13 protein-coding genes are annotated in these 13,301 nt (G+C 43.1%); 10 read left to right on the top strand and 3 right to left on the bottom strand.

Annotation, left to right across the window (positions count from 1 at the left end; translation table 11 throughout):
• Nucleotides 1-127 precede the first annotated feature (127 nt).
• The 4 genes from MARME_RS21310 (at nucleotide 128) to MARME_RS04325 (ending at nucleotide 3,665) form a co-directional block, all read left to right on the top strand.
• Complete coding sequence (locus MARME_RS21310) at nucleotides 128-1,282, top strand: hypothetical protein (protein ID WP_013660039.1); 1,155 nt, start codon at nucleotides 128-130, stop codon at nucleotides 1,280-1,282.
• A 3-nt stretch (nucleotides 1,283-1,285) separates the two neighbouring features.
• Nucleotides 1,286-2,326, top strand: coding sequence for a phosphotransferase family protein (locus MARME_RS04335; protein WP_013660038.1), 1,041 nt, complete (start codon nucleotides 1,286-1,288; stop codon nucleotides 2,324-2,326).
• A complete protein-coding gene (locus MARME_RS04330; RefSeq protein WP_013660037.1) occupies nucleotides 2,323-2,775 on the top strand; it encodes a hypothetical protein in 453 nt (150 codons plus the stop codon). Before MARME_RS04335 ends, MARME_RS04330 begins: the two co-directional genes overlap by 4 nt.
• 236 nt (nucleotides 2,776-3,011) lie before the next feature.
• Complete coding sequence (locus MARME_RS04325) at nucleotides 3,012-3,665, top strand: DsbA family oxidoreductase (protein ID WP_013660036.1); 654 nt, start codon at nucleotides 3,012-3,014, stop codon at nucleotides 3,663-3,665.
• 56 nt (nucleotides 3,666-3,721) lie between these two features.
• Here MARME_RS04325 and MARME_RS04320 read toward each other — a convergent pair whose 3' ends face one another.
• Entirely contained in the window at nucleotides 3,722-4,489 is a 768-nt protein-coding gene (locus MARME_RS04320) for a coniferyl-alcohol dehydrogenase (protein WP_013660035.1), read from the bottom strand.
• A 503-nt stretch (nucleotides 4,490-4,992) separates the two neighbouring features.
• Here MARME_RS04320 and MARME_RS04315 point away from each other — a divergent pair.
• The 3 genes from MARME_RS04315 to MARME_RS04305 all read left to right on the top strand — a co-directional run bounded on the left by MARME_RS04315 (nucleotide 4,993) and on the right by MARME_RS04305 (nucleotide 7,067).
• Complete coding sequence (locus tag MARME_RS04315) at nucleotides 4,993-5,586, top strand: class I SAM-dependent methyltransferase (RefSeq protein WP_013660034.1); 594 nt, start codon at nucleotides 4,993-4,995, stop codon at nucleotides 5,584-5,586.
• A gap of 169 nt (nucleotides 5,587-5,755) precedes the next feature.
• A complete protein-coding gene (locus MARME_RS04310) occupies nucleotides 5,756-6,568 on the top strand; it encodes an AraC family transcriptional regulator (RefSeq protein WP_013660033.1) in 813 nt (270 codons plus the stop codon).
• 130 nt (nucleotides 6,569-6,698) lie between these two features.
• The gene (locus MARME_RS04305) at nucleotides 6,699-7,067 is read left to right on the top strand and encodes a VOC family protein (RefSeq protein ID WP_013660032.1); all 369 of its coding nucleotides are present in this window, start codon (nucleotides 6,699-6,701) and stop codon (nucleotides 7,065-7,067) included.
• Between the two features lie 215 nt (nucleotides 7,068-7,282).
• Here the strand turns inward: MARME_RS04305 and MARME_RS04300 are convergent, their stop codons facing one another.
• Together MARME_RS04300 and MARME_RS04295 are read right to left on the bottom strand one after the other, a co-directional pair.
• Nucleotides 7,283-8,350 (bottom strand): LamG-like jellyroll fold domain-containing protein, encoded by a 1,068-nt coding sequence (locus MARME_RS04300; protein WP_013660031.1) that lies wholly within the window; start codon nucleotides 8,348-8,350, stop codon nucleotides 7,283-7,285.
• Nucleotides 8,351-8,819: 469 nt separating this feature from the next.
• Nucleotides 8,820-9,719: a LysR family transcriptional regulator gene (locus tag MARME_RS04295; RefSeq protein WP_013660030.1), complete on the bottom strand. Its 900-nt coding sequence runs from the start codon at nucleotides 9,717-9,719 to the stop codon at nucleotides 8,820-8,822.
• Nucleotides 9,720-9,827: 108 nt separating this feature from the next.
• Between MARME_RS04295 and MARME_RS04290 the strand changes: the two genes are divergently transcribed.
• The 3 genes from MARME_RS04290 to pepQ all read left to right on the top strand — a co-directional run bounded on the left by MARME_RS04290 (nucleotide 9,828) and on the right by pepQ (nucleotide 13,155).
• Nucleotides 9,828-10,841, top strand: a complete 1,014-nt coding sequence (locus tag MARME_RS04290; RefSeq protein WP_013660029.1) for a zinc-binding alcohol dehydrogenase family protein — start codon at nucleotides 9,828-9,830, stop codon at nucleotides 10,839-10,841.
• Between the two features lie 164 nt (nucleotides 10,842-11,005).
• On the top strand, nucleotides 11,006-11,755 hold the full coding sequence (locus tag MARME_RS04285) for a GNAT family N-acetyltransferase (RefSeq protein ID WP_013660028.1): 750 nt from the start codon (nucleotides 11,006-11,008) through the stop codon (nucleotides 11,753-11,755).
• A gap of 74 nt (nucleotides 11,756-11,829) precedes the next feature.
• Nucleotides 11,830-13,155, top strand: a complete 1,326-nt coding sequence (gene pepQ / locus MARME_RS04280; RefSeq protein WP_013660027.1) for a Xaa-Pro dipeptidase — start codon at nucleotides 11,830-11,832, stop codon at nucleotides 13,153-13,155.
• Nucleotides 13,156-13,301 lie beyond the last annotated feature (146 nt).

The raw sequence follows: 13,301 nt of genomic DNA, 5'->3' as shown, positions 1-13,301 counted from the left end.
TTGAGGTTGACATTCTCACTCCTTAAATTCTACACTCGTAGAATAATATATTACGAACGTTAAATTAATTTTTGCATCAGTTTCAGGATTTACCCATTTAAGCTTTACCAATAAAGAGAATCCCATCATGAGCAAGTTAACCGAGCATTTCCCATTAAGTCATTATGATGAACTCCCCATTCATCAATCCAACGGCCCTATCCGTACTTATTCTTCCAGTGATCCACGAGCCTTTGATCGCTATTGGTTTACGACTCTGCATGAAGAGGGTGACTTTATGATCATAAGTGGCTTTGGCACCTATCCGAATATCGGTACCGTTGAGGCCTTTGCTATGATTATTATCGATGGCAAGCAAACCACTCTACGGGCTCATCGCCCTATGAGTCAGGATCGAGCCGACCTTAATGCAGGGCCTATTCGTTATAAACTCGTTGGCGCTTTTCGTGAATGGCGCTTGACCCTTGATGATAATGATCAAGGCTTCACTTTTGATTTACGTTGGCGGGACACCAAGCGGGCGATTTATCAAAAACTGGGAGAGTTTAAAGTGCCTGGAGTGGTGGACTTTAAGGTGTTACATGATTGGGGGGGTTACGAAACCTTTGGGCGTATTGAAGGGACCTTTACCTATCAAGGTAAGACCTATCAAGTCGACCCAGCTAAAACGCGTGGTGTACGGGATCACCATTGGGGTACACGTGATGACGTAGCTGGTTTTGTGTTACATAAGAACAACCTGCCATTTACCTCCTATAAGGGGAATCCTGTTGGTTTTTCTCATTTTGGCCAATGGGTAGAGTTTAAAGACTGGTCTTTATTTGGTCATCGAGTCATGTTCAATATTGGAGATCAAGAAAATACAGGCTCTTCAAGTGCAGAAATAATAGATGCAAAGCTGCGCTTTGATCCAGATAATAAGCATTTAATCGGGGGCGTCGTAACGAATAAATTAGCCAATGGTGAGATTAAGGTCATTCATTATGAAGCCATCGGTTATCAATGTGCTTATTTACGTGCCGGGTGTTATACCGGGTGTAACGGTTTGGGAACCCCTGATGGAGACATTCATCACGGCACACCAGTGGGCGAGTTGATCTCTGGAGAGACTTACAACCTGATGGACCCTACCATCATTACTCAAATTGAAGGTTTTGAAAATCTTTTAGTCCGTGCGACGTGTGACGGCGAAACCAGCGTCGGACTATTGGAATCAAAGAACCCAGCAATTCACGCCATGGCGTCGAAAGGCATTTTATACTCGCTACAGACTGAGGACTAGGCCATGACAACCATAACCTTTGAACATAAAGTAGCGCGTTATTTCTCAGAAAAGCTTGCCTGGAAAGAGGCGCGGGTGTTGAGCGCTAAACCTTTGGCTGGTGGTATTTCTCGTGAGACTTGGATGGTTGAACTAGAGTATCGAGAAGAGAAGAGCAAAGCATTGTCAGTGCGTCGTATTGTACTAAGGATGGATCCAGAATCTTCGGTATTAGAAAGCAATCGCACGGTTGAATACACGGTACTTCGTGCATTGGAAAGTCTAACTGGGTTCCCTGTTGCCAACACCATTTGTAATGAAGATGACCCTTCGTATATTGGCAGCTCTTTTATGGCCAGTGACGCCGTGTCCGGCGTATCGGAAATCAGTGACATTATGAACTCTCCTTATAAAGAAGCAGGGGTGGAGATTGCTCTGAATCATTTTCGAACTTTGGGAAAAATTACGACATTGAATTATCGCTCTCATAATCTCCATCAATTATTGGCTGAGCCGACACCACACCGTGTTGCACTTGACACTTTAACGCCTTGGATTGAATCACTTAATAACAAAAACCTAGGCCCATCGCCGATTACAGCAGGAGCAATTCGCCGTTTAAAACGCCAACTACCTCCCCCTCCAGAGCGAATCGTAGTCTGCCATGGAGACTTTCGTCATGGTAACTGCATGTATCAGTCAGATGGGCAAATTACCGCCGTCATTGATTGGGAAATGGTACATTTGGGTGATCCGCTCGAAGACCTTGCTTGGGCCTTGTCACCAGATTGGCAGCCCTCCGCAGGGGAAGGTAAGGTCGCAGGGCACATTACAGAAGAAGAAGCAATTGCGGCGTGGGAATCGACAAGTGGCATAAAAGTAGATCCTAAAGCATTGGATTGGTGGAGGCTTTTTTCTTGGGTGAAATCGACCTCTCTTTTTTCCGCTGGAGGTTATCATTTTATCCATGATAAAGAGACAAGCGTCATTCCTGCTATCAGTGCATGGATGGCAATTCACCATAGCGAAAAAGCCATGTTGACATTAATGGGAGTACTAAAATGAGACCCAGTATTGAAGTGGTATTAGCCAGTATCAAGACAAATACGTCAGACAAGCTCGCTAAAATGCCAAAAGGCAGTCCAGAGTCTCTCGCAACTTTTGGGCTACATACCGTTCTTACCATTGCTGCGCGCGATTTCGATAATGCTGCGGATCGCAGCCTTCGTGAAATTAAAGCCTTATCAAAATTGTTAGAACGAGGTATAGCTCTGACTCCTGAACCACTGAAAGCAACGTTGCAGCAGTCGATAATCAAGGCTCAAGAACATCCAGATGACATTCGAGTGTCTTCTCTAGAACGAAAACTCGATATTTTGCGCAGTGCATTGATCGAGTTGCAAACGCATCTTGAAATATCAACATCTCAGCATGGCGACCAGCTACTCGGCGACACTTGGCACTTTTTAGCTTTGGCGAATAAGCAAAGAGAGTTTTTCATTAAACCTTGGTAATTGTTGGTACTTATAACGCTGTGGTATCCAAATACCAGTCTGTTCGTTTTCTCCTAATTTTCTCTAAGATATATAGGGGTGCTCCGGTGGTATCAGGGCGAAAAAATTCCTGCCCTATTTTGGCGAATATATCATGCAAATTATGCGCATTTTATCCGCGTTACCCTACTCTCAGCTTTTATTTGAATAATTTGCCCATAACATATTTTTAACGTTCACTTTTTAGGTCTCTTACCATGAGCTCATCACTAGACATTCAATTTGTATCCGACATCATGTGCCCTTGGTGCGTTGTGGGGTTAGGCAATTTAAACAAGGCCCTCGATCAATTAGACGACAATACCTCCGTTAATTTGTCGTTTCAGCCGTTCGAATTGAATCCGACTATGCCACCTGAAGGGCAAAACATTCGCGAACATATCGTAGAAAAATACGGTATTTCCGAGCACGAATCCGATAAGAACCGCGCCATGATTCAAGCCCGCGGGAAAGAAGTCGATTTTGATTTTAATTTTGCCCCAGACAGCCGAATGCGAAATTCATTTGATGCGCATCGCTTATTGCATTGGGCGGGGATTCAAGGCAAGCAAGCCGAATTAAAAGCCACCTTGTTTAAAGGCCATTTTACGGACAACCAAGACGTAAGTGACTTAACAGTGCTTGCCAATCTAGCTGCCAGTGTGGGTCTGGATTTAGTCGAAGCGAAGGACGTATTAGAAAATCAGCGTTATGCAGATGACGTTCGAGAACAGGAACAATTTTGGCAACAAAATGGCATTAGCTCTGTCCCAACGGTGATTATCAACCATAAGTATGCGATCTCAGGTGGACAACCTATCGATGTCTTCAAAAGTGCATTAGAAGAGATCCTTGCAAAAGAAGAGAGTTAACCTATCGCTTGAAGAAGAAGGCCAATTCATAGCCTCTTCTTCAAGCATCAAGTCAATTAAATGTAAGTGGAGGCTAAACCGCCATCAATTGGAATGTTAGCCCCGCAGATCCAACGCGCTTGATCGGAACACAAAAACGTAATCACATCCGCCACTTCGTCTGAATACGCCGGGCGCAGCATGCGATCGGCATCTGCCTGCACACGCTCTTCACCTAACATACTAACAAAGTCGCCTAAAATAGGCGTCATCACAGGCCCAGGTGCCACGCAATTCATCCTAACGCCATAGTCCCTTAACCAAGAAAACGCTTGTTGCGAAGTCCATACAATTAAGGCTTCTTTAAAGTACTGGTAACAAGTTTCTTGCTCGACAGGGTGTTTTGCCAACCAGTCTGATCCGGTTTGAAAGCTATTCGTTTGAGCTAGAGCTTTGTGTTCTTCTATGCGTTTTGGCCACTCTGCTCCTAGAATAGAAGCAACGTTAACAATACTGGCACCTTGGTTAAAACGAGGTAAAAGAGATTGAGTAAGATGGCGCAAGCCCAAATAATTTACTCGTCCAACTAAATCTGCCTCTGCGGTACCTGGAACGCCTGCAATATTACATAAAGCATCAATTTTGGTGGGTAGTTGCTGTAAAGCAGTTTCAATGGCTTGTGGGTCACCGAGATCCAGTTGAACAAAGCCATCAAGAGACAAGCTTGCAGGATTACGATCCATTCCAATGACCCTTGCTCCTTGCATGCGAGCAAACTTAGCCACATCAGCACCAATACCTGAGGAAACGCCCGTAATGACAATGGTTTTATTGGCTAACATCATATTTTTCTCCTTATTTTTATTCTACGAAAGATCACTAATTCAGCAGTACAAAGTACTGTCTTCACTCTGTGGGCAGTGCATGTACTGTGCCCAACGAAATCATTGAAATAAAAAAAGGAAAAGAAACTATATAAGTCATTGATATTTATTAAAATTGTTAAGGTATCCTAACTAAATCGACTTTTACTCGTATTGGAAACATCACCGCAGAATTGATGAAATGATCAAAATACAGCAAGCTATTACGATGTATTTTGATCATTTTTAACAATTCAACAGCTAGGTTTAACGTCTAGATTTAAATAAGTTGAGAGTCAGTCATCCCATCGGCAATGTACAAAGTAACCGACCATGGTCGAATGACCTTAAGATGAGGCTTGCCAAGAAGTGACAATGGCGAAAAAACCATATTCAAGTTTGTGGGCAATCATTTTGACTTTATTTACCTAAGCATTTTGAATAGAGCACTCATTTACCAACCAACTTAAAGGATCTCTTCATTCATGGATGAAAACACGGAAATATGGAGCCGCTATTACCAAAAAGCCCTATCTCGACCACATCGAGAACGCACTGAACTTGCCGTTCAGCTCAATGAATCAAACCTTAACATTGCGACGGACTGTGGCTGTGGGACGGGGAGCGACATTGAGTATCTACAAAGGCAAGGTTACAAGGTATATGGCTACGATATTAACCCTGAAGCGGTGGCTATTTCCAAAAGGCGCTTCGCTTCAATCCCTTCTGTGAACGTAACGCCGTCCTCATTTGAGTCATTTCATTACTCAGACACTGGTGTGATGATTGCTAATTCCAGTTTGTTTTTTGCTCACCCAGACCTATTCCCAGTGTCATGGAAAAAGATGCACACAGCGATTGTAAAGGGCGGCGTTTTTGCGGGTGACTTTATGGGTGAAAAAGACAGTTGGGCTAATAACTATCGAAGACCAACAACGCCGTTATCAGAGTCAGAAGTGAGAGCGTTATTTTCAAGCTTCAAAATAATTAGCTTTGATACACGTGATGAGCAGGCGAAGACGTCGTTAGGCGTAATGAAGCACTGGCACACATTTTCAGTCGTGGCTATCAAGACCTGATAAACCTACTCTATACTTTGTATCATTATTTTTTAGCGTTTTCGTGTTCAGACATAGTAGCGCCATGACTGCGGATGGTACAGGCATGACTGCTGAGCAGTATAGTATGCAGTCTCTCATGTATGATTAACGCATTAGACGGCTTTGATTACAAAACTTCAGAGAGATTATGGATTACAAGACATTTCCACCTAGCGAAGCGTTAAGCTCTTTTGTTAATTTCTTTTGGACACTCGAAGTCCCTTCTCAAGCGCAGCCAACAAAGCAGAGAATCGTTCCCGACGGCAATATTGAACTGGCCTTCATATTAGGTGACGACATTAAGCGATATACATCAGAGACCGATTACTTAATCCAACCACGGTCTATGGTACTTGGGCAGACGGTTTCGCCTTTCTATATTCAACCTACAGGATATGTGAATACCTTTTCCGCTAGCTTCTTTCCCTATGGTTTTTCTGATTTCATCTCACAACCTATTAAAAATCTAAGAGATAAAGAAACCTCCATTTACGAATTATTTGATAAGGACGAAGCGGAAAAGCTAGAACGAAGCATTGTGAATGCACAGAGTACACAAGAGCGCATCGAGATTCTGGAAGCATTTCTTTTTTCACAGCTTAGTAACCAGCGCACGATTGAAAATATTGTAAAATCAACCGTAGACACTCTCTTTTCCCACAATGGCAACGTGGCCATTCACGAAATAACAGATTCAAATCCAAGCAAGAAACGCCAATTAGAAAGGCAGTTTTTGAACATAGTTGGCGTGAGTCCAAAGCAATTAAGTAAACTTATTCGTTTACAAACCGCTTTAAAGTTAATCATCGACAAAGAAGAAAGCCTTACCGATATATCGTACCAAAGCAATTACTATGATCAGTCGCATTTTATAAAAGACTTTAAAGAATTTACTGGCGTGACACCACGCGACTTTCTCGATGAAGAAAGTATGGCGCTTTCTTTGCGCTTCTACCGCTAAACGAACATGTCGTTTTTTTACAATTTACTCTGATGCCCTTGGCCTATCTTAAATACGAAGTCAGCCTAAGAAGCGTGCTCAGTGCACTCACTCTCTAAGTTCAGATATTAGCAACAATAAGGAAAAATTTATGTCTAGTTTCGCACCGATTTTTGAGATCCCAGCCACTGATTTAGATCGCGCGGTCAACTTCTATAGCCGTATTTTTGATCTAACCATTGAAACAATGGAGATGCCAGAAATGAAAATGGGATTATTTCCATATGAGAATCAACCGACGGTCGGCGTCATTATTCAGGGTGAAGGCTGTGTACCATCTAGCTCTGGCGTCACCGTGTATTTAAATGCGGGGGAAGACCTACAAATCGTTTTGTCTAAAGTTGAGTCAAATGGTGGAAAGGTGCTACTACCCAAAACCCCCCATGCGGATGAAAGCGGCTTTTTTGCATTATTTCTAGATACAGAAGGGAATCGATTAGGTCTGCACTCTCCTAACTAACTCACGAATTTATATCGGTTGTACCTGAATTTAAATATAGGCAGCGTTATACGGTCGGTATAACATTCTCAGTTCAAAGCGCACCTGAAACACAAAAAAATCTAACGCTAAACCCATTCAAGATTATGGTCTATCAACATCTTGATAATCTAAGGTTCAATAGGGTTATTAATTCTATAACCCTATTGAACTAAACGCATTATCCAAAGGAGGTATTACTTAGCCATCCAATGGATTTCAACAGGTGCATGTTGATCGGTAATCAAATCCTTAGCACATGTCTTAAACTCAGTTTTTGTAACATAGTCATTCCACACAACAACAGGGCTGCCGTCTGTGGTTGTTGAACCAGCTTCTAAAGCCTTGTTGGCGGTAACAGACACTGCTGGAACATTATCAAATGGGGAAGAAAACTCGGAAACGACACACTTAGTCCCAGACCAAGTCGAAAGACCTGCATCAGCACTGATAATTGCCTTTCCACTTAGGAACCCTGCAGGGGTTGAATTATCCGGTAACTCTCCATCAGTTCCCGAATAAAGCATAGCAACTTCTTGGTTATTCAACGCTTTGGAGAAAAGATTCAAATCATCCAAATAAAAGCCTTCTTTATCAGGATAAGCCTCACTAAGACTATCCTGATCGCCCATATACCACGGACCACCCGTTAGATTTAAAAAGTCGAAGTTTACTTTGTTCTTTAACTGGCCATCAAGATATACTGACACAACTTCTTCTATCTCATCCTCCTCATTGTATACCAATGAGTGGGTCAAGGCGATTTGGTGCCAACCAACCATATCTGTTTTTTCATCGAAGATAATCGTTTCATTCTCCTCCATATCGATAGTCTTCATTATTAATCGGTCCATGTCGATGTAAACTCGAAGCATGGACTCGTTATTTCCAGTACCAACTCGCAAAAGAGTCTCTTTTAGCTTTTCACCTGCCTTATACCAAAACGCCACAGTACCTTCTAAGTCGTGATAATACGCACCAAATGGGAATTCGCCGTATATTGTAAGGTAACCTTCAGATCGCATTTTTATCGCACTATCACCGTTACCATGTCTGTCTTTTACCCACTCTATACCATTCCCACTTTCATTTAAGTACTGATATTTTCTTAAATCACCTTGCGAAGGGTCCAGCCAATTTTCTTGTCCAATTTTGTACTCAGCAAGCACGTATCGCTCTAACTCAGTGGGTATGTCTGCAAATACAGCAGAAGATAATCCAGCTAAAACAGCAGTTGTCACAAGGCCTTTTTTTAATACATTCATAACTCTTCCTTTTGATTCCTAATCATTAAACTTAGAAACCTGAGCTGTGCCTGATCTCTATCAGACAATTGAGGATGAGGCTCAAGCTTCAAATCAACATTACATGAAAAATATTTACAATTCGTTGATCTAATTAGACTATTTATAAATTAGTTGTCAGTTCACTTATTAGTTCAATGAGAAAAATACGCTTTTCTACTGGTATAGCCAATGGTATATCAATTCACATTCCACTCTTTTTTGAGTCTATTAAAGATTAAAATTCATTAAGTTTGCTTATTTTAAATCTGCTGAGCAATGTCGCGAAACGGGGAGCAACTGATAAGCTCTTCTGCTTTACATCTAGCCCTTTACACTCCTGTTCTGTCGATCTACAGCAGACTATGGATTTTTAAGATGTTGGAAGAAAGAAATAGCAACAAGAGAAAATGAGAAGGCCTATTAAGTATTTTAAGCAGTAGAGAAGCTATCAAGATAAATAAAGATGAAACCTTTCTCGTAAAAATTCCGTTAGCTTTTTTATCGCAGGCGTAATGGATGTACGGTGAGGACAGACAAGCTGTAGAGGCAGTAGTGGACTGTGATCCGTTGGAAAGATCTGAACGAGACTTCCAGCTTTTATATCACTTAGAATATCAAGTCGAGATTTATAAAGCACCCCTTTACCCGCGATTCCCCAGCGTTTCACCACATCAGCATCATCACTCGCAAATGTTCCTTTCACTTTGATGGTTTTGTTACCGTCAGGCAATACAAATGGCCAGTGGTCATAGGCGACGCCAGCAATTTGGTAGAGCAAACAGTTATGCTGCCTTAGTGCTTCAATACTTGCAGGCGTGCCATATTGCTCAAGATACACAGGAGAAGCGCAAACAATGCGACGATTATCGGGAACCAGTGGCAAGGCAATCAAAGAGGAATCCCCCAAAACGCCATAACGAATCCCCACATCTGATGTGTCTTTGTATAAGTCAGAAATGTGATCGCCGAGTCGTAAATCGATGGACAAGTCAGGGTAAGTGTCTTGAAAATCCTGCAACCAAGGTAAGAGTACGTTACGTCCAAGGTCTGAGGGAGCGGATATACGCAACGTGCCAGAAATATCGTCTCGCTTGCTGTTTAACTCTCTTTCTCCCGCTTCAAGTGCGTCTATCGCGGCTCGCGCATGCGCTAAATAACGCTCGCCGTCCTCAGACAGCCGTATGGTTCTCGTCGAGCGAATGAACAAACGAGCCCCTACCGCTTTTTCCAAACGTTGAATGGCACTGCTCGCAAGAGCTGGTGTGCTTCCAAGACGTTTTGCGGCTGCGGAAAAGCTGCCTTCCTCAACAGAGTAAATAAACACTTTTAGATCGTCGGTTCGAATCATTATCTTGATTATCGCGAAAGTATTTCGTTTTTTTGAATATTTTTAATGATTCAAAGATAAATCACAATCTCCTCAATGTCATCGATAAACTGAATACGGAGAACCATTATGAAAGCAATTGGCCTATACAAAGCATTGCCTATCACCGATCAAGAAGCGCTGGTTGAGTTAGACCTAGCGATTCCAACGGCCACTGACCATGACTTACTGGTTGAGGTGAAAGCCATCTCGGTAAACCCTGTGGATACGAAAGTCCGAAAAAATGCCACGTTCGAGGATGATCAACCCCGCGTATTGGGCTGGGATGCGGTCGGTATTGTAAAAGCGACAGGGGAAAGTGTCTCTCAATTTCAGGTCGGCGACCGCGTGTGGTATGCAGGCAATATTACTAAACCGGGAAGCAATGCAGAGTTCCAATTGATAGACGAACGCATTGTTTCTAAAGCGCCTGAATCACTGAGCGACGCCGAAGCGGCCGCGATACCTCTTACTGCCATTACAGCATGGGAACTGCTGTTTGAACGCCTACAGATACATCATGCGGACCCGATAGAGTCGCCAGCGTTACTTGTGATAGGCGCAGCTGGTGGAGTCGGATCGATTCTACTGCAGCTGACAAAACAATTAACTGGCGTGCCTGTTATTGCAACCGCATCGCGCCCAGAATCACAAGCTTGGGTGAAAGAAATGGGCGCAGACTTTGTCATTAACCATCATGAAGAGTTTGACGTTCAATTAAAAAGTCTAGGTATCGACGATGTAACTCACGTCATCTGCCTAACACACACAGACCAATACATTGAAAAAGTGGCTTCTGTGATTCGCCCCGAAGGGAAGTTTGCCTTAATCGATGACGCTCAGAACCTGAATATCTTTCCGCTAAAAAGTAAATCCGTTTCGATTCATTGGGAAATGATGTTTACCCGCTCTGTGCATCAGACGAAAACAATGGCAAGACAAGGAAAGCTACTACAGCGTGTGAGCGAGCTAGTCGATCAGGGCAAAGTCTCTTCTACCCTGACACGAACGCTATCTGGCCTAACGGTCGAAAATCTCCGTGAGACGCATCAACAAATCGAATCAGGCACAACCAAAGGCAAACTTGTCATTAATTTTACGTAAGTTACTGACTAGATTGCTTAGTAGATAGCTGAATAGCTAACTAAATAGTTGGCTAATATCGAGTGTCGTAACTGGCCCGCTATTCAGCTCTACATCTGGCCCTTTACGCTTCGATTCTGTCGATCTACATTAGTCTATTGATTTTTATTGGGTCGGAGCGGAAGATGCCAACGAAAGAAAACAAGAAAAACCATTTAGGTCAATCGGTAGGATTTGAAGTCAGTGGTTGGCAAGCTGCATTGGTGCCAGAGGCGATCACGCTTTCTGGCGTGTATTGTGATTTGGTTCCTCTAGATCCGATTAAACACGCAGATGCGCTTTTTCAGGCTTTTAGCGAAGACGCCGAAGGTCGTAATTGGACCTACCTCCCGTATGGGCCGTTTAAGGACGCAGCCAGTTTTAGTCGCTGGCTTGAGTCCGTTAGCAACCTGTCGGATCCTCTTTTTTATACTGTGATGCAAAAAACGCAACACAATCAAACGGTTGCCGGTGGATTAGTTAGTTTTTTGCGTATCACACCTGAACACGGTGTCATTGAGGTTGGCCATATTCATTATGCCAATCGCTTGCAAAAAACGCCCGCTGCAACAGAAGCGATGTATCTGATGATGAACTACGTATTTGAAGAACTAGGCTATCGCCGTTATGAGTGGAAATGCAACGCGCTGAATGCCCCTTCTAAACAATCTGCTGAACGACTTGGCTTTACTTACGAAGGCACCTTTAGGCAGGCGCTCATTAGTAAAGGGCTAAACAGAGATTCGGCGTGGTTTTCGATCTTAGATTCAGAATGGCCAAAGCAAAAAAATGCTTTTGAAGCTTGGCTAGACCAATCTAATTTTTCTGGCAATGGGACACAAAAGCAAAACCTCGCCTTCTTTAAACGCAATTTTGTTGAAGAAAGTCACGAATAAATGTCGAACCTTCCCTAGGGAAATGGTATTTATTAGACCTTCAATTTATTAAAACTGCTAAGCGGAATACGAGCATGGATACGTCACTCTACCAAAGTCACCTCAACACTCTTCTGTCTCGTTACGAGGCGGCGCTGGATCACTTTAAACTGGACGCCATTGTTCTTTCTGCAGGTAGAAAGTCTTACTATTTTAACGATGATTTAAGCCCTGCTTTTCATCCTTTTTCTGGTATTCAACAGTGGCTTCCGTTCCCTGTCGGTGAAGACACCTTTGTCGTTATTCGTGCATCTTCAAAGCCAGAGCTGGTTTGGCCAATCAAGAACGATTTCTGGCATGCCCCCAACTCTATTCCAAAGGGCGATTGGCAAAAGAACTGGACGATTACTGAGGTCAAAGACACGGAAGCTTGGAAAAGCACTATAAAAGGCAACTTTGCCGCTCTTGGTCCTGAGCATATTACGAATGCAAGCTCTTTCGATAATAGTGAAGTCAATAATAGCAAAATCAATAAAGTCAGCGCTTTTATTGATTTTGATAAGGCTATCAAGACGCCTTATGAAGTGGAATGCATTCGTGCAGCCAACCACGCGGCCGTTGCTGGGCATTTAGAAGCCGAACGTGCATTTCGAGAAGGTGCAAGTGAACTAGAAATTCATTTAGCCTACCTCAAGGCGAGCACCCAGTCTGCGTTTGAGGAGCCTTACCCAAGTATCATTGGTTTAAACGAGCACTCAGCCATTCTCCATTACGAGCATAAAAACACGGTGGCACCGAGTTCTTCCCGTTCTTTTTTGATTGATGCGGGCGCATCTAAAAACGGTTATGCCAGCGACATAACCAGAACGTATGCAGCGCAAGAAAACGACTTTAGCGCACTGATTGCTTCATTAGAAAAATTGCAATTATCCTTGTGTGGAAAGGTCGTCAATAATCAGTCTTATATTGAGCTACACCAGCAAACGTTAACGGGCATCGCTGCTATTTTGAAGGAACATGACATCTGCTCCCTCAGTATAGAAGAGCAAGTAGAACGCTCGATCGTTCAGACGTTCTTCCCACATGGGCTGGGTCACTTATTAGGGCTTCAAGTTCACGACCTTGGGGGCAAACAGGTCGATAGAAACGGTACTATTCTCACGCCTTCTGCGGATATGCCATTCCTAAGAATGACGCGAGGGCTGGAGACAGGCATGGTAGTAACCATCGAGCCGGGGTTGTATTTCATTCCGATGTTGATCGAAAAAACACTCGCAACTCAGGTAAACCACGGCTTAAACCTCAAAAAGATCGAATCGCTTCGACCTTATGGTGGCATTCGTATTGAAGACAATGTGCTCGTTACAAATGATGGTCAGCCTAACAACCTAACACGGGAGTCGTTCGTGCGCTTTCAATAACGTAAGAGCACGTTGAATCTTGTTATAGTCTGTTCAATAACGACATTTTGGTCAGCGTGTACAGTTTTCTATACGTTATTCAGTCAAGCTTACTCAGTTTGTATGGTAATCTCATGCGATGAGCATTAGATTTTACGAAAACATTC

Origin of the sequence: Marinomonas mediterranea MMB-1, from assembly GCF_000192865.1 — a bacterium.
GTDB classification, from domain to species: domain Bacteria; phylum Pseudomonadota; class Gammaproteobacteria; order Pseudomonadales; family Marinomonadaceae; genus Marinomonas; species Marinomonas mediterranea.
Note: the sequence above shows the minus strand (reverse complement) of the source record. Positions and strands in the feature narration are given on the sequence as shown.

What these genes read in the sequence shown, in the direction of transcription:
- MARME_RS21310 (WP_013660039.1), top strand. Translation starts at nt 128, where the DNA reads ATGAGCAAGTTAACCGAGCATTTCCCATTAAGTCATTATGATGAACTC.
- MARME_RS04335 (WP_013660038.1), top strand. Translation starts at nt 1,286, where the DNA reads ATGACAACCATAACCTTTGAACATAAAGTAGCGCGTTATTTCTCAGAA.
- MARME_RS04330 (WP_013660037.1), top strand. Translation starts at nt 2,323, where the DNA reads ATGAGACCCAGTATTGAAGTGGTATTAGCCAGTATCAAGACAAATACG.
- MARME_RS04325 (WP_013660036.1), top strand. Translation starts at nt 3,012, where the DNA reads ATGAGCTCATCACTAGACATTCAATTTGTATCCGACATCATGTGCCCT.
- MARME_RS04320 (WP_013660035.1), bottom strand. Translation starts at nt 4,489, where the DNA reads ATGATGTTAGCCAATAAAACCATTGTCATTACGGGCGTTTCCTCAGGT.
- MARME_RS04315 (WP_013660034.1), top strand. Translation starts at nt 4,993, where the DNA reads ATGGATGAAAACACGGAAATATGGAGCCGCTATTACCAAAAAGCCCTA.
- MARME_RS04310 (WP_013660033.1), top strand. Translation starts at nt 5,756, where the DNA reads ATGGATTACAAGACATTTCCACCTAGCGAAGCGTTAAGCTCTTTTGTT.
- MARME_RS04305 (WP_013660032.1), top strand. Translation starts at nt 6,699, where the DNA reads ATGTCTAGTTTCGCACCGATTTTTGAGATCCCAGCCACTGATTTAGAT.
- MARME_RS04300 (WP_013660031.1), bottom strand. Translation starts at nt 8,350, where the DNA reads ATGAATGTATTAAAAAAAGGCCTTGTGACAACTGCTGTTTTAGCTGGA.
- MARME_RS04295 (WP_013660030.1), bottom strand. Translation starts at nt 9,719, where the DNA reads ATGATTCGAACCGACGATCTAAAAGTGTTTATTTACTCTGTTGAGGAA.
- MARME_RS04290 (WP_013660029.1), top strand. Translation starts at nt 9,828, where the DNA reads ATGAAAGCAATTGGCCTATACAAAGCATTGCCTATCACCGATCAAGAA.
- MARME_RS04285 (WP_013660028.1), top strand. Translation starts at nt 11,006, where the DNA reads ATGCCAACGAAAGAAAACAAGAAAAACCATTTAGGTCAATCGGTAGGA.
- pepQ (WP_013660027.1), top strand. Translation starts at nt 11,830, where the DNA reads ATGGATACGTCACTCTACCAAAGTCACCTCAACACTCTTCTGTCTCGT.